This window comes from Streptomyces sp. NPDC000134 (assembly GCF_042899225.1).
In the GTDB taxonomy this organism is placed as follows: Bacteria; Actinomycetota; Actinomycetes; order Streptomycetales; family Streptomycetaceae; genus Streptomyces.
Map to the genome: position 1 here is coordinate 168,519 of NZ_JBIAZN010000014.1, position 18,640 is coordinate 187,158.

Genomic DNA, 18,640 nt, shown 5'->3' on the forward strand with positions numbered 1-18,640 from the left:
GGAGTCCGCCATGCCCCCGCACCCGTACCGCCCCGTACCGCACCCGGGCCGCGCCGCGCGAGCGCCGGGCCGGGACCGGCGGGCCCGGATGCTGGCGCCGCCGCCGGGCCGGGAGCGGATCGGCGGCGGCCGGGCGCCGTCCGTGGCGGTGGTCGGGGGCGGGATCGCGGGGCTCGCGGCGGCGGCCGTGCTCGCCGAGCGCGGGGTGCGCGTGGTGCTGTACGAACGCGAGCCCGTGCTGGGCGGCCGGGTCGCCGGGTGGCCGGTCGCGCTGCCCGACGGCTCGCCGGCCACGATGAGCCGGGGCTTCCACGCCTTCTTCCGCCAGTACTACAACCTGCGGGGCCTGCTGCGCCGGACCGACCCCGGCCTGCACCGGCTGGCCGGGCTGCCCGACTACCCGCTCGTACACGCCGACGGCCCCCGGGACGGTTTCCGCCGGGTGCCGCGCACACCGCCGTGGAGCGCCCTCGGCTTCGTCGCGCTCAGCCCCAGCTTCAGGCTGCGGGACCTGGCCGCGCTGCGGCCCGCCGCCGCGCTGCCCCTGCTGGACATCAGCACCGGCACCGTCCACGCCCGCTTCGACCGGCTCAGCGCCCAGGACTTCCTCGACGCCCTGCGCTTTCCCGCCGCCGCCCGGCATCTGGCCTTCGAGGTGTTCTCGCGGAGTTTCTTCGCCGACCCCCGGGAGCTGTCGGCCGCCGAGATGGCGCTGATGTTCCACATCTACTTCCTCGGCTCCAGCGAGGGGCTGCTGTTCGACGTGCCGCGCGAGCCCTATCCGCAGGCCCTGTGGGACCCGCTGGCGGGGCACCTCGCCGCGCACGGCGTGGAACTGCGGACGTCCACCGAGGTGGAGGCGGTACGTCCGCTGCCCGGCGGCGGTCACGAGGTGGCCGACGGTCCGGGGGCCCGGCGCCACGACGCTGTCGTGCTGGCGCTGGACACCGGCGGTCTGAAGGCGGTGGTGGGCCGCTCCCCCGGGCTCGGCGACGCCGGGTGGCGGGCGCGGGTGGCGGGGCTGCGGACCGCGCCGCCGTTCCTGGTGTCCCGGCTCTGGCTGGACCGGCCGGTGGCCCCGGACCGCCCCGGGTTCCTCGGCACCAGCGGCTACGGGACGCTGGACAACGTCAGCGTCCTGGACCGCTGGGAGGGCGAGGCGGCCCGCTGGGCGGCCCGCACCGGAGGCTCGGTCGTCGAACTGCACGCCTACGCGCTGCCCGCCTCGGCCGTCCCGGACGTGGAGCACGAACGTCTCGTCGGCCAGTTGCACCGCGTCTACCCGGAGACCCGGGACGCGGGGGTCGTCGCCGTCCGGCACGAGTGGCGCGCGGACTGCCCCCTGTTCCCGGTCGGCGGGTACGCGGACCGGCCCACCGTCGGCACCCCCGACCCGTCGCTGGTCGTCGCCGGGGACCTGGTCCGCACCGGGCTGCCGGTCGCCCTGATGGAACGCGCCGCCACCTCCGGCATGCTCGCCGCCAACGCCCTGCTGGCCCGCTGGGGCGTCCGGGGGGAGACGCTGTGGACGGTGCCCGACCGGGGCCGCTCCGCCCTGCTGCGCGCGCTGGCCCGCGCGGGCGACGCCGGGCACCGGCGGCGGCGTACGGCGTGAGCCGCTACCGCTGCGGCGCGGTGCGGTCCGCCCGGCCGCCCGCGCCGAGCGGGCCGGTGGGGTCGAGGATGCCCTCGGCCTCCAGACGGGCCACGTCCCGCCGGTACACCCGCAGCACCAGGGACGGCAGGGCGGCCCGCGTCATCTGCCCGAGCCGCAGGAACCCGGGGACGTACACGGCGGTGCGACGGTGCTCGATCGTCCGTACGAGCTTGGCGGCGACCTGCTCGGGCGAGCTGATGCCCCGGGCGGGGCGCGGCATGTGGGCGCGTAGTTCCCGCAGGATGGTGTACCGGTCCGCGTCGCGGATCATGTCGGTGTCGATCCAGTTGAGGTAGGCGATGCCCACCGCGACCCCGTGGTGCACGACCTCGGCGCGCAGCGCGTGGGCGAAGGCTTCGACGCCCGCCTTGGAGGCGCAGTAGGCGCTCATCATGGGGGCCGCGCCGATCGCCGCGGACGAGGCGATCTGGAGGTGGTAGCCGGCCGTCTCCAGCAGGTCCGGCAGGAAGACCCGGGCCGTGTGGGCGCTGCCGGTGAGGTTGACGTCGATGACGCGGCGCCAGGCGTCGGGGTCGGAGGTGACGAACGGCTCGCCCCGGGCGACGCCGGCGTTGGCGATGACCACCGAGGGCGGGCCGAGGCGGGCGCGCACCTGGCCGGCCGCCTCGTACAGCCCCGCCGGGTCGGTGACGTCGGCCTCGCAGGTCACCGCCGGGGTGGGCAGGGTCGCGGCCACCGCGTCGAGGCCGCGCTTCTCATGGCCGACCAGGGCGAGCCGGGCGCCGCGCCCGGCGCAGGCGCGGGCCAGCGCGGCGCCCAGCCCGCGGGCGGCTCCGGTCACCACGACGGTACGGTCGCACAGGGGGCTGTCCGTCATCGGTCACTCCTTCACCTGCTCAGCCGCCGGTCGCCGGTGCGGTCGCGGCCGGTCAGGAGGCGTTGCAGCCGCTCCGGGGCGGCCCAGCGGTTGCGGCGCAGCACGGCGCGGGCGGCGTTGGCGCCGGGCGCCCCGTGCACGCCGCCGCCCGGGTGGGCGCCGGCGGAGGCGAGGAAGAGTCCGGCGACCGGGGTCTCGGGGCGGCCGGTGCCGGGCAGGGGGCGGAAGAACAGTTGCTGGTGGATGGCGGTGGTGCCGCCGTTGATGGCGCCGCCGTACAGGTTGCGGTCCATGTTCTGCAGGGTCGGCGGGGCGAGGACGCGCCGGGCGCGGATCACCGAGCGGAAGCCGGGCGCGAAGCGTTCCACGTGGCGTTCCACGCGGTCGGCCATGATCTCCTGCTCCTTGGCGTCCCAGCGTCCGGTCAGCCCCTCCTCACCGGCGTCGGCGCGGACGTCGTGCGGGACGTGGGTGTAGGCCCAGGCGGACTCGGTGCCGCCGGGTGAGCGGGACGGGTCGGAGGTCGTCATCTGCCCGAACAGCGTGAAGGGCCGGTCGGGGATCTCCCGGCGGCTGATCTGGGCCATGAACCGGGTCAGTTCGTCCAGGCCGTCGGCCAGGTGCACGGTGCCGGCCCGGCCCGGCCCCTCGCCGCGCCAGGGCACCGGCCCGTCCAGCGCCCAGTCGACCTTGAAGGTGGCGAAGTCCCACTGGAAGCGCCGCAGGTCATCGAGGACCTGGCCGGGCAGGTCGGCGGCGTCGACCAGCTCGCCGTACAGGGCGGGCACCGACACGTCGGCGAGGACCGCGCGCCGGGCGGTGACCGTCCCGCCGTCGGCGGTGCGCACGCCCACCGCGCGGCCGTCGCGGACCAGGATCTTGTCGACCCGCCGCCCGCAGGTCAGGGTGGCGCCCCGGGAGCGCAGCCGGTGCACCAGGGCGGCCGTCAGCGCGCCCGCGCCGCCGACCGGCACGGGGAAGCCGTACGTCTGGCCGAGCATGGACATCAGCCAGCCGAAGCCGCCGCTGCCCGCGGCCTCGGGCGCGAGGTCCGCGTGCAGGGCGTTGCCGGCCAGGATCAGCCGGCCGCCCTCGCCCCGGAACTCCTCCTCGCCCAGGCGGCGCACCGGCAGCACCAGGGTGCGGGCCAGCCGCAGTCCGCCCCCGGCGCGCAGCCGGGCGGCCAGCCGGGCGGTGGCCCGGACCGGCGGGAACGGGGTGAACAGGGCGTCCAGGATGTCCCGCCGGTTGCGCTCCCACACGTCGTGCAGCCGGTGCCAGGACTGTCCGTCGCCCGGTGCGAAGGCGTCGAGGGACGCGGCGGTGGTGCGCACGTCGCGGTCCAGGACCGCGCAACTGCCGTCGCTCAGCGGGTGGGCCAGCACGTGCGGGGCGTGGCTCCAGCGCAGGCCGTGGTCCTGGAGCCGCAGCCCGGCGAGGACGGGCGAGGCGGCCGCCAGCGGATAGAAGGAGCTGAACAGGTCGTTGACGAAGCCGGGGGCCACCTGGTCGTCGTGGCGTACCGCCCCGCCGGGTTCCGGCTGTTCCTCCAGGACGTGCACGTCCCAGCCCGCGTCGGCCAGCAGGTTGGCGGCGACCAGCCCGTTGGGTCCGGCGCCGATCACGACGGCGTCAGGCACGGCTCGCTCCGGGCCGCGCGGGGGCCGTCCGGGTGCCGGTCGGCTCTCCGGCCCCTGACTCGGACTCCGACTCGCACAGCTTGGCCAGCCGGGCCAGCATGGCGCGGTGCCGCAGATGGATCAGCACGTCGACGGCCGTGTTGTGCACCAGGCCGCCGGGGCCGCGCAGGGGGTGTTCGTCGACGAGGACGAGGGTGTCCCGGCCCCAGGGCCGCAGCTCGATGGCGATGCGGGCGGTGCCGAGCGGGCCCGCCTTGGCCTCCAGCTCCAGGACGGAGCCCTCCTCGCAGCGCCGGACCACCGTCTCGTTGGCCAGTTTGAGGGGCCCGAGGGGGACCTCGTAGTGGAGGGTGGAGTCCACCTCGGGCCAGTTTCCGCGGTCGGGGGTGGACTCGCAGGGGCCCACCACCCACTCCACGTACCGCTCGCTGTCCGCGAGCACGGCCCACACGTCCTGCGGGCTCGCCTGGATCAGTCGATGCCGAACCGCCACGCGCTCCTCCAAGGTCCCGGATCGCGACTGCCGCGTCCCGCACTGAGTGCCCCTTCCGAGCCCGGCCAACCAGGACGTTCCGCCCGGCCGCCGCGCAAGCGTTACGGACGGCCCCGCGTGCGGGATGGATGACCTCCCCACCCGTCGCCGTCCCCGCCCGGAGCGTGCCGATGTCCATGGAGCAGGACCCCGCCCTGCGGCAGGCGGTCGAGGCGGTAGCCGCCCTGCCGCCGCGCGCCACGCCCGTCGCCGAGCACACCTGCGGCGGCCTGTGGCGGCTGCCCCGGGCCGCCGACGCCGTGACCCACGCGCTGCGCTCGGCGGACCGGGCCGTGCGCGACCGGGGCTGGCTGATGGTACGGACCCGGGTGGCCGAGGAGATCGGCTCGGGCCGCGACTGGACGCGGGAGGCGGCCGGGTGGCTGGCCCGCGGGGACGCCGACTGGGCGGAGTCGGCCCGGATCACCGCCGACCTGGCGTGGCACGCGCGGGCCGAGGGCCGCAGCGCCCTGCTCTTCCTGACCGGCGTGCACGTGGCGGAAACCGATCCGGCGACCCCGTACGGACGCGCCCTGTGGCACTGCTTCCTGACCACCCTGCGCTACGACTTCCGCTGCGCGGCGATCGAGGAGTTCCTCACCGAGGTGAGCGAGCCCCTGGACCCGTACAGCGAGGCCGTGCGCGCCTTCGCCCTGCTCGGACGCTCCCGCCCCGAGGGGCTCGGGCTGCTGGCGGCCGTCCTGGACCGCGCGGGCCACGACGACAAGGTCGTCCACGCGCTGCTGCACGGCCTCTGGCTCGGCGAGGACCTCCCCGGACAGCCGGAACGGATGCTGGAGCTGCTCCGCGCCCCGGCCTTCGCCGACGGCCTCGGCGCCGAGGCCCTGTACCGCAGGGCGTCGGCGCTGCGGCGGCTGCGCCGGTTCGACGAGGCGCTGACGGCCGTGCAGGCGGCCATCGACCGCCTCGACCCCGGCCAGGTCGTCGTCCACACCGACTGCGTCCGCGAACGCGCCCTGATCCTCGCCGAACGCGACCTGCACCGCGACGGGGCGGCCGACCCCGGCTGACGGGCGGGACGGGGGTGGGACGGGGCTGTCCACGGGGCCGGGTCACGCGTCGGGGGCGGGGCGGCCGGGGCCCGCGCCGCCCGGTGCGGTGACCGCTGCCGGGTCGATGTCCGGTACGCCGGTCCGGGCGCGGCGGCCGTACGGCGGCTCGGCGAGGGTGTCGCCGAGGGCCTGGGCGAAGGCGCGGGCCCCCGGGGAGCCGGTGGCGCGGGGCAGGACCAGGCCCAGCAGGGAGCCGGGCAGGCCCTCGACGGGGACGAAGGCGATCGAGCTGCGGCCGCCCCCGTGGTACGCGGCGCTCGACCGGCACAGCAGCATCGCTCCCCGGCCCGCCGCGGTGAGCGAGAGGCCCTCCTGGAGGGTGTTGACGAGAGGACCGGCCGGGATGGGCCGGCCGTTCGGGGTCCGCCGGGGCGCCTGTGCGCGCCGCCAGTAGTCGGGGGCGCCGTCCTGAAGGCCGATCAGGAGGCAGTCGGCCAGGTCTTCCGCCGGGATCGACTCGCGGGCCGCGTACGGGTGCCGGGCGGGAAGTGCGAGCACCTGCGGCTGCCGGGAGAACACCGGCCCGAGCACCAGGTCGTCCTCCGCCACCGGCAGCAGTACGACCGCGCAGTCCACCTCCTCGCGGCGCACCGGCCCGAACGGGTCGGACAGGGCGATCTCGGTGACCTCGACCGCGCAGGCGGGGCAGCGTTCCCCGAAGCGGGCGATGGCGCGGGCGAGTTGGTCGTCGATCGTGCCCTGGAAGCCGATCCGCAGCACCCCGCCCGTGCCCCGGGCGGCGGCCCGCGCCTCCTCGACCGCCGACCGCAGTGCCGCGTACGCCGGGCGCAGCGAGGACAGGAAGGTCTGCCCGAGCGGTGTCAGGCGCACGCGGCGGCTCGTGCGCTCCACCAGCGGGGCGCCGATACGGGCCTCCAGGGACTTCAGCATCTGGCTGACCCGGCTCTGCGACACATACAGGCGTTCGCCCGTGCGGCCGAAGTGCAGTTCCTCGGCGAGCACGAGGAACGCCTCCAGTTCACGGATCTCCAGCGTGCTCATGGCCGTCCCTCGGTGCGCGGTGCCGGTCGATTAGCCCAGCTCATGGAACCATGAGCGATCGGCCGTTGTTCCGCGGGTCCGCCGGCGGTTGGCTGGCGTCATGACACAGAGTCAGCAACTCACCGGTGCGGCCCACGACCGTCCGCCGCGCGGCCGGGGCGGAGGATGGCCCGCCGTGGTCGCCGTGGCGGCCGCGACGTTCATGGTGGTCACCTCCGAGATGCTGCCCGTCGGTCTGCTCACGCCGATCGGCGGGGCGCTGGGGGTGACGGAGGGCACGGCCGGGCTGACGCTGACGGTCACGGGGGTGGTGGGCGCGGTGTCCGCGCCGCTGCTCACCCCGGCGCTGGGCCGACTGGACCGCCGGGCGGTGCTGTGCGCGCTGATGGCGGTGCTGGCCGCCGGGAACCTGCTGTCCGCTTGGTCCCCGCACTTCGCGGTGATGGTGGCGGCCCGGGTCCTGGTCGGCGTCGGCATGGGCGGGGTGTGGGCCGTCGCGGCCGGTCTCGCGGTCCGGCTCGTCCCCGGGAGGTCGGTGGGCCCGGCCACCTCGCTGGTGTTCGGCGGTATCTCGGTGGCCTCGGTGCTCGGCGTCCCGGCCGGCACCTACCTCGGTGAACTGGCGGGCTGGCGCATCGCGTTCGCCGCCGCCGCCGCTGTCTCGCTGGTGGTGCCGGCCGCGCTGGCGGTGCTGCTGCCGAGGCTGCCGGCCGATCAGGAGGTCCGGCTCGGCGGCGTGTTGCGGCTCGGCGCCCGGCCGCCGGTGGCGACCGGGCTCGGCGTGGTGACGCTCCTGGTCATCGGCCACTTCGCCGCCTACACCTACGTACGGCCCGCGCTGGAGCGGATCTTCGCGGCGGAGGCGTCGGAGATCGGCACGCTGCTGCTGGTGTACGGGGTGGCCGGGGTGCTGGGCAACTTCGCCGCCGGGGCGGGGGCTGCGCGCTCGCCGCGCGGGGCGCTGGTGGTGATCTGCCTGGTGCTCGCCGCGACGGTCTGGCTGATGCCGCTGGTCGGGGGTTCGGTGAGTACGGCGGCGGTGCTGCTCGCCGTGTGGGGCCTGGCGTACGGCGGGGTCTCGGTGGCCGCCCAGACGTGGCTGCTGCGGGCGGCCGGGGAGGCCCGCGAGGCGGTCTCGGCGCTGTTCGCCGGCGTGTTCAACGGCGCGATCGCGGCGGGGGCGTTCACCGGGGGCCTGGTCGCGGACGGGGCCGGCGTGCGGGCGGTGCTGTACGTGGGCGGGGCGCTCGCGGCAGTCGCCCTGGCGGTGGCGGCGCTGGGGCGCGCACCGGGCGGTGGCCGGGACTGATCCGCGCGGGGGGTCTGGCTCCGGTCCCGGTTCCACTTCGGGGTTCGGATTCGGAGTTCGGGGTTCGGGGTTCCGGTTCCGGTAGAAGTCGCCACATTGGCATGGACCTATCAACCTCATCTCGCTAAGCTCTGCCCTGAGAGCGCTCTCACACCGTGGTTGTTCCACCACCCCCACCTTGCTGGAACGACGAGAGGCAGCCCCCTCCCATGAGACGCAGCAGAATCCGGCACGCCGCACTGGCCATCCTCCTGATCGCCGGCAGTTGGACCGCGGCCGGTTCCCTGCCCGCCGCCGCGGACGACTCCCCCACCCCGTCGGCCTCCCCCGGCCTGCTCCAGGCCATGCAGCGCGACCTGGGCCTGACCCGGGCTCAGGCCGAGGACCGCCTGACCGCCGAGCGCCGCGCCACCGAGCTGGAACCGGCGGCGCGCCGGGCCGCCGGAAACGCCTACGGCGGCTCCTGGTTCGACGCCGCGACGGGCGAGCTGACCGTGGCCGTCACCTCCGACGCCCCCGGCGCGACGGTACGGGCCGTGCGGTCCACCGGCGCGGCGGTGCGCACCGTCGAGCACAGCGCCCGCGCCCTGGAGACCACCCGGGCCCGCCTCGACCGACTGGACGCGCCCCCGGGCGTCAGCGGCTGGCACGTCGATCCGGCCGCCAACTCCCTGGTCGTCGAGGTCGTCGCCGCCGAACGCGCCGACAACGATGTCCGGCGCTTCCTCGACCGGGCCCGCGCGGCCGGTCCGGTCGCCGTGCGCACGGTGGCGGGCGCCCCTCGGACGTACGCCGCGGGCACGGTCGGCGGCGACCCCTACTACACGGGCAACGTGCGCTGCTCCATCGGCTTCTCGGTGTACGGCGGGTTCGTGACGGCCGGTCACTGCGGCGGTCCCGGGGCCGGGGTGAGCGGCTGGGACCGGTCGTACATCGGGACGTTCCAGGGCTCTTCGTTCCCGGACAACGACTACGCCTGGGTCAGCGTGGGCAGCGGCTGGTGGACCGTGCCGGTCGTGCTCGGCTGGGGCACCGTCCCCGACCAGCTCGTGCGCGGTTCGGCGGAGGCGCCCGTCGGCGCTTCGGTCTGCCGGTCCGGCTCGACCACCCACTGGCACTGCGGCACCGTGCTGGCCAAGAACGAGACGGTCAACTACAGCCAGGGTGCCGTCCACCAGATGACCAAGACCAGCGTCTGCGCCGAACCCGGTGACTCGGGCGGTTCCTTCATCAGCGGCGACCAGGCGCAGGGCGTCACGTCCGGCGGCTGGGGGAACTGCTCCGGCGGCGGCGAGACCTGGTTCCAGCCGGTCAACGAGATCCTCAACCGGTACGGGCTGACCCTGCACACGGCCTGATCCCGCGCGGGTCCGGGGCCCGTCCGCGCGGCGGCGGGCCCCGGTCTCACTCCCCGCGCCCGCCCGCGCCGGGGTACGGGTCACGGACCTCGGGTCCCCGGGCCGTCGTCAGCCGGCGGTAGGCGGCGCGGGCGTGCACCAGACGGGCCAGTGCCGTGCCGGCCACCGCCGCCGCGAACAGACAGGCCAGCCAGACGGTGTCCCGGGTGCCGGTCCAGGTGAGGGTGCCCGCGGGCGGTATGGCGAAGCCGTTCAGGGACAGCCAGCACAGCACGGCCGTGCCCGGAGCCGCCGTGAACCGGGCGCAGAGCCCCAGCAGGGCGGCCAGCAGGGACAGCACCGACAGGGCCAGTCCCGGGCGGCCGGGCCCGACGACGGTGTTCAGCACCGCCACCAGGACCAGCGCCCCCGCGAAGGCCGCCGCCCACACCAGCGGAGCCGACACGGGCCGGGGGACCGGCCTCGGACCACTGCCCAGGGGCACCCACTCGATCATGTTGTCGGCTCCTTCCGGTCCCGGGCGGCATCGGGCACCGCCGGCCCTCCGGAAGGATTGTCCTACCGAGGTCCGCTCCGGACGGCGCCCAGGGGGACCGAACACGCCATCGGGCCCGGCGGGACCGGCTACCGGTCCGCCTCCACGGGCCGTCGCGGCGCCGGAGCGGGCTCCGCCGCGATGGCGTCGGGCGGGGCGTCCCCGGACGGGAGCGGTACGCGGGCCGCGCGGAGGCCGGTGGCGAGCACCTGGGCCCGGCCGGCGACGATGGGGCCGAGGACGGCGAGGACGAGGACGTATCCGGCGATGAAGGGCGCGAGCCGGGCGTCGAGCCCGGCGCTCGCGGCCATCGCGGCGAGGATCAGCGCGAACTCCCCGCGGGCGACGAGGGTGGTGGCGATCTCGGCGGCCGGTTCGGGCCCGTAGCGGTACAGCCTCGCGACGCACAGTCCGGCCAGGACGTTCATCACGAGGGTCAGCACCGCCGCCGCGGCGACCGGTCCGGCCACCGAGGCCAGGTCGCCCGGGTCGATGGCGAGTCCGAAGGCGAAGAAGAAGATCGCGGCGAAGGCGTCGCGCAGCGGGTGCACCAGGTCCCGCACGCGTGGCCCGGAGGGTGTCCCGGCGATGATGAGGCCGACCATGAACGCGCCGATGGCGTCGGCGACACCCAGCAGCTCGGAGATCCCGGCCACGAAGACCGCGGCGCCGAGGAAGCTGATGACCAGCAGTTCGTTGTCCCGGGTGGCGATCAGGCGGCCGACGAGCCGGGTGCCGTAGCGGGCCGCCGCGGCCAGCAGCAGGAGGAACCCGAACGCCTTGCCCGCCTGGAGCGCCGTCTCCCCCGCGCCCTGGGCTCCGCTGATCACCGGCTGGAGGGCGGCGAGGTAGAGGGCGAGGAAGATGTCCTCGACGACGATGACGCCGAGGATCAGCCGGGTCTCGGGGCGGCCGATCCGCCCCGTGTCGATGAGGATCTTGGTGACGATCGCGGAGGACGAGATGCCCAGCACTCCGGCGAGGACCAGGGCCTCCCGCGTCCCCCACCCCAGGGCGAAGCCGAAGCCGAGTCCGGCGCCGACGTTGAGCAGCAGGTAGACACCGCCCGCGGACAGCAGTTTGCGGCCGCCGCTCTTGAGGTCGTCGAGGTGGAACTCCAGGCCCAGGTAGAACAGCAGCAGCACCAGCCCGAGCGCCGAGAGCATCTCGAAGTCGTGCGCGTCCTCCACCAGGACGACGCCCGGTGTGTGCGGGCCGAGCAGGATGCCGGCGAGCATGAACAGCGGGATCGTCGGCAGTCCGATCCGGCCGCCGAGCCGGGCCAGGACCGCGGCGGCCAGGAAGGCGCCGCCCATGGCGAGCAGGGTGTCAGCGTGTCCCACGGATCACCGCCTTCGACCGCGCGGCGGGACGGGAACACTTCGTGTGACGGGGATGGATGCGGGTCCTCCTCGGTCTGTCGTCGTGCGGCCGGGAGATGCCGGGCACGTGGGGGGCCGCCGCCTCGGGAGCGCGGAGCGCGGCGTTCCTCAACCCTCACCGGGCGGGGCGGGGGAAGACCATCGGGGCCGGCACCCATTTCCGCGGCCGGTCGACACCCACGTCGGGCGGGGCGGACCCGGAGGCGGGCCGCAGCCGGCTCGGGGGGCGGGCGGTCAGGACTCGCGGTGGGTCATCGCCCAGGCGATGTCGTGCAGTTGCCGGTAGGCGTCCGCGGTGGGCCGGGCCCGCGCGAGGGCGCGCAGGGCCGCCGCCCACTGCCGGTGCGCCTCCTCCTCGGCGGCCTGCCGTCCGCCGGCCTCCTCCACCAGGCGGCGGGCGAGGGCGATGCCGTCCTCGCCGAGCGGGCCGGGGGCGCGGTACAGGTCCCGCAGCCGTCCGGCGGCGGCGCCGGGTGCGGCGAGGGCGGCGACCACGGGGAGGGACTTCTTGCGGGCGGCCAGGTCGGCGCCCACCGGTTTGCCGCTGCGCGCGCTGCGGCCCCAGATGCCGAGGACGTCGTCGGCGCACTGGAAGGCCACGCCCAGGCGGCGGCCGAACTCGCGCAGCCCGGCCACCCGGTCGGGTTCCGCGCCGCCCAGGACGCCGCCGAGGGCGCAGGCGCAGCCGATCAGGGCGCCGGTCTTGCCGGTCGCCATGGCGAGGTAGTCGGCCACCGACACGTCGTACGTCTGCTCGAAGGCGACGTCGCGGCTCTGGCCCTCGACCAGTTCCAGCAGCGCGCCGACGAGTTCCTGGACGGCCGTCGCCCTCCCCGCGGAGGCGTCGGTCAGGGCGCGCAGTGCCGCGACGAGCAGCGCGTCGCCGGTCAGGACGGCCGCGGGGGTGCCGAACAGCGACCAGGCGGCGGGGCGGTGGCGGCGCAGTTCGTCGCCGTCGATGACGTCGTCGTGCAGCAGCGTGAAGTCGTGCACCAGTTCCACCGCGACGGCGCCGGGCACCGCCGCCGAGGGGCTCGCGCCGACCGCGGCGGCGGAGAGCAGGGTCAGCGCGGGACGTACCGCCTTGCCGCCGCCGGTCGCCACGGGGCGGGGGGTGCCGTCGGCCTCGCACCAGCCCCGGTGGTAGCGGGCCACCAGGCGCTCGGCCGCCGGGAGTGCCTCGACGGCCGCCCGCAGCGCGGGGATCAGCGCGTCGTCGACCCAGTCCAGACGCGGGAAGGCACCAACGGGCGCCGGGTCGGTGATCTGCGACACGTACGACTCCTCACGGGGACGGGACGGCAGAGGGGGACGCGGACGCCGGGGGCCGGGGCGGTCCGGCGGCGGACGGCGTCGGGACCCCGCCGCGCCGGCCGCCCGGCCAGTCAAGCGACCGGCCGTGCGGTGCCCGGTGCCCGCGGCACCGCGCCCGGCCAAAGATCACCACAGCAGCGCAGCGCCGTGACCGTGCGTCCGGACCGCCGGCACACCGGCCGGCGTGCTCCGTCGGCCGTACACGTACGCCGGCCCCGCCGCGGGCTGCGGCGGGGCCGGCACAGGTACGAGGAGGACGTCGCCGCCTCGCGGGTCACCGGGCACGTACCCGCGAGGCGGCCACCGTCGCCGACGAACCGTCAGCACGGCGTGCTCGCCATGAGTTTCTCGAAGGAGGCCATGCAGTCCGGGCAGTGCCGTGCCCGTTCACCATCGGTGGCCGCGAGGCGTTGGCGGAGTTGCTGACCGCACAACGTGGCCGCGGCCTGCTTGGCCATCACATGCCACACCAAGGCTCCGCCCGGTTTTTCCGGGCCCACACACATCTCGTACATCTCGGCCTCCCAGGGTGGACGCCGCTGTCACACTCAAGGAGACACCGGATCGGCCCGCACCTGTAACGTGCGGGGTCCATTCGGGTGAACAGGCTCCGCGGTCGGGGCGGACGCGACACCGGGCGGAGCCACCCGGCGGAGAGAAAACGATCAGCCAACCGGCCCCGCTCCTGTGGCCGCCTGACCCCTCGTCGGAATACCGCACGCGTACCCGTGCGTCCCCCGGCCGACCGGGGGAAGCCCCCCGGCTCAGGCGCTGAGGGTGTCCAGGGTGCCGGCGGGGGCGCGGACCCCGGTGAGGACCACACCGCTGCGGGGGCGGGTGGGGATGCGCCGCAGCGGGATCGACAGGTCCTGGCCGGGCAGTGTGTACTCCAGTCGGGCCAGCCTGACCGCGAGGGCCTCCAGCAGGCCGACGGTGACCCGTTCGCCGGGGCAGCGGTGGCCGGTCCGGGGGTCGCCGCCGCCCTGCGGTATCAGGTCGTCAGCACCGGCCGCCCGGTCCAGGAACCGTTCCGGCCGGAAGGCGTACGGGTCCCCCACAGCGCCTCGTCGTGGTTCTGGCCGTAGACGTCGAGCAGGACGATGCCGCCGGCCGGGAGGGTCTCGCCGTGCCAGGTCAGATCGCGGACCGCCCGGCCGCCGAGGAAGGGCGCGAACGGGTAGAAGCGGCGCACCTCGTGGGCCCAGGCGGTGGCGAAGGCGGCGTCGCCCGACCGCAGCCGTCCGCGGTGGTCCGGCCACCGGTGCAGGGCGTGCGCGGAGAAGACGACGAACCAGGTCACGGCGGTGGTGGGGCGGATGACGTTCAGCAGTTCCACCGCGGCCGTCTTCGCGTCCAGCGGCTCGCCGGTCAGGTCGCGGTGGCGGACCACCCGGTCGAGCATCGAACCGTCGGGCGCGGTGGCCGTACCGGCGCGTACCTCCTCGACCAGGCGGGCGAGGCGGTCCTCCTGCCGGCCGCGGGCGCGCCGGGCCCGCCAGTGGCGGGGGCCCGCGGCGGCGAACCCGTCGACCATCGCGAGCAGGTCACCGGCCGTCCGCCGGGTCTCCTCCGCGCCGGCGTCGGGCAGCCCGGCCCAGCGGCTGACGCCCCGGGCGAGCGCCACGCCGGCCTCCTCGAACAGCACGACACGGGAGCGCTCGCCCCAGGAGCGGACCGCCTCGTCCCAGGCCGCGGTGACGTGTTCGGTGACCCCGGCGACGCTGTGCGGGTCCAGGAGCGGCAGGAAGTACTCCTTGCGGGCGCGGTGGGCGTCCCCGTCGAGGGTGTGCACCGCGCCGTGGCCGAACAGGGTGCCGCGTACCGGTTCGGGCAGGGCGCCGTGCCGCCGGACGCGGGTCTCGTCGTAGAAGAACCGCACCGCGTCCGGGCCCCGCACGGCCAGCGCGGGCCGGCCCAGCAGCCGGGTCGCCAGCACCGGACCGGCGCTGTCGCGCATGCGGTTGGGCAGCCACGCGTACCCCTCGGCCAGCAGGGGGAGGGAGCGGTCGATCAGGGGGCGGCGCTGTGCGTTCATGGGCCACGGGTGCCCCGGGCCACCCCCGGGACACCTGGGGCGGGCGGGGCGCCAGGGGCGTTCAGGCGGTGCCGTGCCGGGTCTGTTCCTCCAGGCGCAGCAGGCTGGTGTCGAGGGCGTCGGTGACCTCCCGGGGGCCCGGGTCGTGGTCGTCGTCGAAGAACGACAGGTGCACGGTCACCTCGCTCTCCCCGCTGCCGATGCCGGCGACCTGGAGCCACCCGGAGTACGCGCCCTCGTCGCGGGTGCCCCATTCGACCCGCATCTGCTCGGGCCGGGCGCGCAGCAGCGCGGCGGTGTCCGCACCGGTGCGGTCCTCGTGCACGGTGACGGCGGGCGGGTCCTCGACGTGGACGTGCAGGGCCCGGGGCAGCCAACTGTCCATCCGGCCGGCGTCGGCGGCCTCGGCGAAGACCCGCTCGGGCGGGACGGGCATGGTGCGGGAACGCTCGTACTCGGTCATGGCGGCACCCCTCCTCGGCTCGGTGTCGTACCCCGCACCGCGTGCCCGGTCCGGCGCGGCCGAAGCGTCCTGGCGCGGTCCGGCTCCGCGAGCGGGCGGCGACGGGTGGTGCCAGACTGCTGCGCGAACGTGCCCCACCACCGCGACGGGTTCCCGACGAGGGGAGACGAGGTGACCGCGCCAGAGCCGGGCGACGCGCCGCTCCAGGAGTTCCTCGGCGATCCGGAGCATCTGACGATGGACCTGTCCACCATCGTGGCGCGCTGCGCCAAGGCGATGTCCCTGCCGCACGCCGTGGTCTACCTCACCGATCTGCAGCAGCGCCATCTCGTCCCGCAGACCGACGTGGCCGCCCCGCTGCCCATCGACGGCTCGCTGGCGGGGTGGGCGTACCGCACCCAGTCGCTGCGCGTGGAGCGGGCCCAGACCGAGGGGGTGACCGCCTGGTTCCCGCTGCTGGACGGGGCCGAGCGGCTCGGGGTGCTGGCCGTGAACCAGACGGCGCTGACCGCGGGCTCGCTGACCCGCGGCCAGGCGCTCGCCTCGCTGCTGGCGATGGCGATCTCGTCCAAGCGGGCGTACGAGGACTCCTTCGTCCGGCGTACCCGCACCGAGAAGATGCAGTTGCCCGCCGAGATGCTGCGGGCCTTCCTGCCGCCGCGCACGATCGGCAACGCCCAGGTCGTCTCGACGGCCGTGCTGGAGCCGGCGTACGAGATAGGCGGTGACGCCTTCGACCACTCGCTCACCGAGACCACGCTGCACACCACCGTGCTGGACGCCATGGGCCACGACCTGGCCTCCGGGCTGACCAGCGCGGTGTCGCTGGCCGCCTGCCGCAACGCGCGGCGGGCCGGCGTCGACCTGCCGGAGCTGGTGGAGTCCGCCGACCACGCGCTGGCCACCTGGCTGCCGGACAAGTTCTGCACCGCGCTCATCGCCCAGCTCGACCTGGCCACCGGCCTCCTGCGGTGGAGCAACTGCGGGCATCCGGCGCCGCTGCTGATCCGCGACCACCAGTTGCTCATCGGCGCCCTGGAGCGCGAGCCCGACCCGCCCATGGGTCTGCCGGCGACGCTCACCCCGCAGCCCCGGCAGACCCACGAATTCCCCCTGGAGCCGGGTGACCGGGTGCTGATGTACACCGACGGGGTCACCGAGGCGCGCACCCGGGAGGCGGAGCTGATGGGGCTGGAGCGGTTCGCGGACTACGTCATCCGGGCCACGGCCGGCGGCGAGCTGGCGCCGGAGTCGCTGCGCCGGCTGATCCACTCGATCCTGGACACGCAGACCGGCCGGCTGCGGGACGACGCGACGCTGCTGATGTTCGAGTGGCGGCCCCCGCAGCGGTGACCCCGGGGGGGCCGGGGGGCCGGCCGGGTCTCACACCCGGTGGCCGTGGTCGCGCAGCCACCGGTGGACGGTTTCCTTGTCGGCGGGGGTGATCCGCACCGGGCCGTCCGCCCGGGGTCCCTCGTCCTCGTTGAAGCCGGTGTCGGTGACCCGGGCGGTGACCCAGGTGGCCAGGTCCTCGGCGGCCCGGTCGGACAGCGAGCCGTCCGCCCAGCCCGCGCGGGCCTCCTGGGCCGCGGCGCGGTCGTGCCGCTCGGTCTCCGCCAGCCACGCCGTGACGACCCGCTCGACGGGCTCGTCCCGGCCGTACTCGTTCTCGTCGGTGCTCATGGCCCTACGGGTTCCCCCGGCGCGGCGGTCCGTCCCGCCCCCGGCCGCCCGGCCGTGTCGTCGGTGCGGTGCCGGGTACCCGCAGGCCACCGACGACCGGAAGGGGACAGGAATGACGCAGCCCGCCGACGAGCACGCTCTCGACCCGCGCGCCGCCGTGTCCGAGCTACGTCCGACGGCGGGGGACGCCGTACTCGTGCAGCACACGGAGATCCGCGAGGAGGACCTCCCCGCCGACCGCAACCAGGCGATCCTCCAGGCGGCCAAGCAGGTCGGCGCACTGCTGAAGAAGACCGGGCTGCCCTTCGCGCTCGCGGGCAGTGTCGCGGTGTACGCGCACGGCGGCACCCAGAACCTCCAGCACGACGTCGACTTCTGCATCCGGCCGCAGGACGCCGACGCGGTGGCCGGGGCGCTGACGGAGGCCGGGCTGACCGTCTACACACCGCCGGAGGACTGGCTGCTCAAGGCCACCTGCCTCGGCCAGCAGGTCGACCTGATCTTCGAGCTGGCGCACGAGCCGGTCAGTACCGAACTCCTGGGCCGGGCCGAGGAGTTGTCGGTCGACTCGGTGCTGATGCCGGTGCTGTCGCCGACCGATCTGCTGGGCGGCCTGCTGGCGGCGTTCTCCGAGCACCACTGCGACTTCGGCGCGGTCCTGCCGATCGCCCGCACCCTGCGGGAGAAGATCGACTGGGACGTGCTGCGCCGCGCCCGCGGGGACGAGCCGATGCCCGCCGCCTTCTTCTACATCCTGGAACGACTGGAGATCGTCCCGCCGAAGGAGGACCGGTCATGAGCGACCCCGTCGCCCCCCGGGACGGCACCGGCGCGAACGTCGAGTACCGCGTCGCCCACCTGCACGACCGGCTCGCCGCCGAGGAACTGGGCGAACTCGGCGTCCGGGCGGAGATCCGGGCCGGGGCGATCGCGGTCACCGGCACCGTGCCGTCGGCGCAGTGCCGCGAGACGCTGCTGCGCATCGTCCGGGAGGAACTGGCCGGACTGACCGTGCACACGGACATCGTGGTCGCCGCGACCGCCGGCCCCGACCATGCGGAGGAGCTGTGATGATCCGCGTCGCCGCCGTCGGTGACATCCACATGGGGGCGGACAGCCAGGGCCTGCTCAGGCCCGCCTTCGAGACCCTGCCCGACTGTGCCGACCTGCTGCTGCTCGCCGGTGACCTGACCCGGCACGGCACTCCGGCCGAGGCAGAGGTGGTGGCCCGGGAGGTACGCGACCTGCCGGTGCCGGTGGTCGCCGTGCTCGGCAACCACGACCACCACGACGAGCGGCCGGAGAAAGTCACCGCGATCCTCCAGGAGGCCGGGGTGACCGTCCTGGAGGGCGCGGCGACGGTCGTCGAGTGCGCCGGGACCCGGGTGGGCGTCGCCGGGACCAAGGGCTTCGGCGGCGGGTTCGTCGGGCGCAGCGCCGGGGAGTTCGGGGAGCCGGTGATGAAGGAGTTCGTGCGCACCACGCGGCGCAGCGCGGACTCGCTGCGCGCCGCCTTGGCGGACCTGGACGGGCGGGACTGCGCGGCGCGGATCGCGCTGACGCACTTCTCCCCCGTCGCCGACACGCTCGCGGGCGAGCCGCCGGAGATCCACCCGTTCCTCGGCAGCTATCTGCTGGCCGAGGCCATCGACACGGCCGGCGCGGACCTCGCCGTCCACGGCCACGCCCACCTGGGCACCGAGCACGGCATGACGGCCGGCGGTGTCCGGGTCCGCAACGTGGCCCAGCCGGTGATCCGGCGGGCGTTCAACGTCTACCACCTGGGCGGCGCCGGCTGAACGCCCGCGCGGTGAGGTGA

Annotated in this window: 17 protein-coding genes and 1 pseudogene; 8 read left to right on the forward strand and 10 right to left on the reverse strand. The window is 75.6% G+C overall.

All coding sequences use genetic code 11. The features are described from left to right. Positions 1–10: 10 nt before the first annotated feature. On the forward strand, positions 11–1,615 hold the full coding sequence (locus ACFY32_RS22110; protein WP_390675044.1) for an FAD-dependent oxidoreductase: 1,605 nt from the start codon (positions 11–13) through the stop codon (positions 1,613–1,615). Between the two features lie 4 nt (positions 1,616–1,619). On the opposite strand, the gene ACFY32_RS22115 is transcribed toward ACFY32_RS22110, so the two are convergent. Genes ACFY32_RS22115 through ACFY32_RS22125 form a run of 3 tightly spaced genes read right to left on the reverse strand, consistent with a single transcriptional unit; the run spans position 1,620 to position 4,628 of the window. Further along, positions 1,620–2,495: an SDR family oxidoreductase gene (locus ACFY32_RS22115; protein ID WP_359195148.1), complete on the reverse strand. Its 876-nt coding sequence runs from the start codon at positions 2,493–2,495 to the stop codon at positions 1,620–1,622. An 11-nt stretch (positions 2,496–2,506) separates the two neighbouring features. Then, positions 2,507–4,135 carry a phytoene desaturase family protein gene (locus ACFY32_RS22120; protein WP_390675045.1) on the reverse strand — a complete coding sequence of 543 codons (1,629 nt, stop codon included), beginning with the start codon at positions 4,133–4,135 and terminating at the stop codon, positions 2,507–2,509. After that, on the reverse strand, positions 4,128–4,628 hold the full coding sequence (locus ACFY32_RS22125; protein WP_359195143.1) for an SRPBCC family protein: 501 nt from the start codon (positions 4,626–4,628) through the stop codon (positions 4,128–4,130). The genes ACFY32_RS22120 and ACFY32_RS22125 overlap by 8 nt, the downstream gene beginning before the upstream one ends. Positions 4,629–4,756: 128 nt before the next feature. On the opposite strand from ACFY32_RS22125, the gene ACFY32_RS22130 reads away from it, so the two are divergent. Next, on the forward strand, positions 4,757–5,698 hold the full coding sequence (locus ACFY32_RS22130; RefSeq protein ID WP_359195141.1) for a hypothetical protein: 942 nt from the start codon (positions 4,757–4,759) through the stop codon (positions 5,696–5,698). Positions 5,699–5,740: 42 nt separating this feature from the next. Here ACFY32_RS22130 and ACFY32_RS22135 read toward each other — a convergent pair whose 3' ends face one another. After that, entirely contained in the window at positions 5,741–6,742 is a 1,002-nt protein-coding gene (locus tag ACFY32_RS22135; protein ID WP_359195138.1) for a LysR family transcriptional regulator, read from the reverse strand. Between the two features lie 100 nt (positions 6,743–6,842). Here ACFY32_RS22135 and ACFY32_RS22140 point away from each other — a divergent pair, with 100 nt between their 5' ends. Both ACFY32_RS22140 and ACFY32_RS22145 read left to right on the forward strand, forming a co-directional pair. Beyond that, positions 6,843–8,051: an MFS transporter gene (locus ACFY32_RS22140; RefSeq protein WP_390675046.1), complete on the forward strand. Its 1,209-nt coding sequence runs from the start codon at positions 6,843–6,845 to the stop codon at positions 8,049–8,051. Positions 8,052–8,260: 209 nt separating this feature from the next. After that, positions 8,261–9,409, forward strand: a complete 1,149-nt coding sequence (locus ACFY32_RS22145) for a S1 family peptidase (protein ID WP_390675047.1) — start codon at positions 8,261–8,263, stop codon at positions 9,407–9,409. Positions 9,410–9,455: 46 nt separating this feature from the next. On the opposite strand, the gene ACFY32_RS22150 is transcribed toward ACFY32_RS22145, so the two are convergent. From ACFY32_RS22150 to ACFY32_RS22170, 5 genes and pseudogenes are all read right to left on the reverse strand, one after another. Further along, entirely contained in the window at positions 9,456–9,905 is a 450-nt protein-coding gene (locus ACFY32_RS22150; protein ID WP_359195130.1) for a hypothetical protein, read from the reverse strand. A 128-nt stretch (positions 9,906–10,033) separates the two neighbouring features. Further along, entirely contained in the window at positions 10,034–11,287 is a 1,254-nt protein-coding gene (locus ACFY32_RS22155; RefSeq protein WP_359195128.1) for a cation:proton antiporter, read from the reverse strand. 273 nt (positions 11,288–11,560) lie between these two features. Continuing rightward, the gene (locus ACFY32_RS22160) at positions 11,561–12,601 is read right to left on the reverse strand and encodes a polyprenyl synthetase family protein (protein WP_390675048.1); all 1,041 of its coding nucleotides are present in this window, start codon (positions 12,599–12,601) and stop codon (positions 11,561–11,563) included. An 803-nt stretch (positions 12,602–13,404) separates the two neighbouring features. Further along, a pseudogene (locus ACFY32_RS22165) lies at positions 13,405–14,675 on the reverse strand (cytochrome P450). A 61-nt stretch (positions 14,676–14,736) separates the two neighbouring features. Beyond that, positions 14,737–15,138 carry an SRPBCC family protein gene (locus ACFY32_RS22170; RefSeq protein ID WP_359195119.1) on the reverse strand — a complete coding sequence of 134 codons (402 nt, stop codon included), beginning with the start codon at positions 15,136–15,138 and terminating at the stop codon, positions 14,737–14,739. Positions 15,139–15,309: 171 nt separating this feature from the next. Between ACFY32_RS22170 and ACFY32_RS22175 the strand changes: the two genes are divergently transcribed. Then, the gene (locus tag ACFY32_RS22175; protein WP_390675049.1) at positions 15,310–16,491 is read left to right on the forward strand and encodes a PP2C family protein-serine/threonine phosphatase; all 1,182 of its coding nucleotides are present in this window, start codon (positions 15,310–15,312) and stop codon (positions 16,489–16,491) included. 30 nt (positions 16,492–16,521) lie between these two features. On the opposite strand, the gene ACFY32_RS22180 is transcribed toward ACFY32_RS22175, so the two are convergent. Beyond that, entirely contained in the window at positions 16,522–16,821 is a 300-nt protein-coding gene (locus ACFY32_RS22180) for a hypothetical protein (RefSeq protein ID WP_359195114.1), read from the reverse strand. Positions 16,822–16,933: 112 nt separating this feature from the next. Here ACFY32_RS22180 and ACFY32_RS22185 point away from each other — a divergent pair, with 112 nt between their 5' ends. Genes ACFY32_RS22185 through ACFY32_RS22195 form a run of 3 tightly spaced genes read left to right on the forward strand, consistent with a single transcriptional unit; the run spans position 16,934 to position 18,620 of the window. After that, complete coding sequence (locus ACFY32_RS22185; protein ID WP_359195111.1) at positions 16,934–17,620, forward strand: nucleotidyltransferase family protein; 687 nt, start codon at positions 16,934–16,936, stop codon at positions 17,618–17,620. Beyond that, entirely contained in the window at positions 17,617–17,892 is a 276-nt protein-coding gene (locus tag ACFY32_RS22190; protein ID WP_359195108.1) for a BON domain-containing protein, read from the forward strand. Before ACFY32_RS22185 ends, ACFY32_RS22190 begins: the two co-directional genes overlap by 4 nt. Further along, entirely contained in the window at positions 17,892–18,620 is a 729-nt protein-coding gene (locus tag ACFY32_RS22195; protein WP_359195106.1) for a metallophosphoesterase, read from the forward strand. Before ACFY32_RS22190 ends, ACFY32_RS22195 begins: the two co-directional genes overlap by 1 nt. Positions 18,621–18,640 lie beyond the last annotated feature (20 nt).

Excerpts from the sequence above, each read along its gene's own strand:
- ACFY32_RS22110 (WP_390675044.1), top strand. The coding sequence starts at position 11 with ATGCCCCCGCACCCGTACCGCCCCGTACCGCACCCGGGCCGCGCCGCG.
- ACFY32_RS22115 (WP_359195148.1), bottom strand. The coding sequence starts at position 2,495 with ATGACGGACAGCCCCCTGTGCGACCGTACCGTCGTGGTGACCGGAGCC.
- ACFY32_RS22130 (WP_359195141.1), top strand. The coding sequence starts at position 4,757 with ATGACCTCCCCACCCGTCGCCGTCCCCGCCCGGAGCGTGCCGATGTCC.
- ACFY32_RS22135 (WP_359195138.1), bottom strand. The coding sequence starts at position 6,742 with ATGAGCACGCTGGAGATCCGTGAACTGGAGGCGTTCCTCGTGCTCGCC.
- ACFY32_RS22140 (WP_390675046.1), top strand. The coding sequence starts at position 6,843 with ATGACACAGAGTCAGCAACTCACCGGTGCGGCCCACGACCGTCCGCCG.
- ACFY32_RS22145 (WP_390675047.1), top strand. The coding sequence starts at position 8,261 with ATGAGACGCAGCAGAATCCGGCACGCCGCACTGGCCATCCTCCTGATC.
- ACFY32_RS22150 (WP_359195130.1), bottom strand. The coding sequence starts at position 9,905 with ATGATCGAGTGGGTGCCCCTGGGCAGTGGTCCGAGGCCGGTCCCCCGG.
- ACFY32_RS22170 (WP_359195119.1), bottom strand. The coding sequence starts at position 15,138 with ATGACCGAGTACGAGCGTTCCCGCACCATGCCCGTCCCGCCCGAGCGG.
- ACFY32_RS22180 (WP_359195114.1), bottom strand. The coding sequence starts at position 16,821 with ATGAGCACCGACGAGAACGAGTACGGCCGGGACGAGCCCGTCGAGCGG.
- ACFY32_RS22185 (WP_359195111.1), top strand. The coding sequence starts at position 16,934 with ATGACGCAGCCCGCCGACGAGCACGCTCTCGACCCGCGCGCCGCCGTG.
- ACFY32_RS22190 (WP_359195108.1), top strand. The coding sequence starts at position 17,617 with ATGAGCGACCCCGTCGCCCCCCGGGACGGCACCGGCGCGAACGTCGAG.
- ACFY32_RS22195 (WP_359195106.1), top strand. The coding sequence starts at position 17,892 with ATGATCCGCGTCGCCGCCGTCGGTGACATCCACATGGGGGCGGACAGC.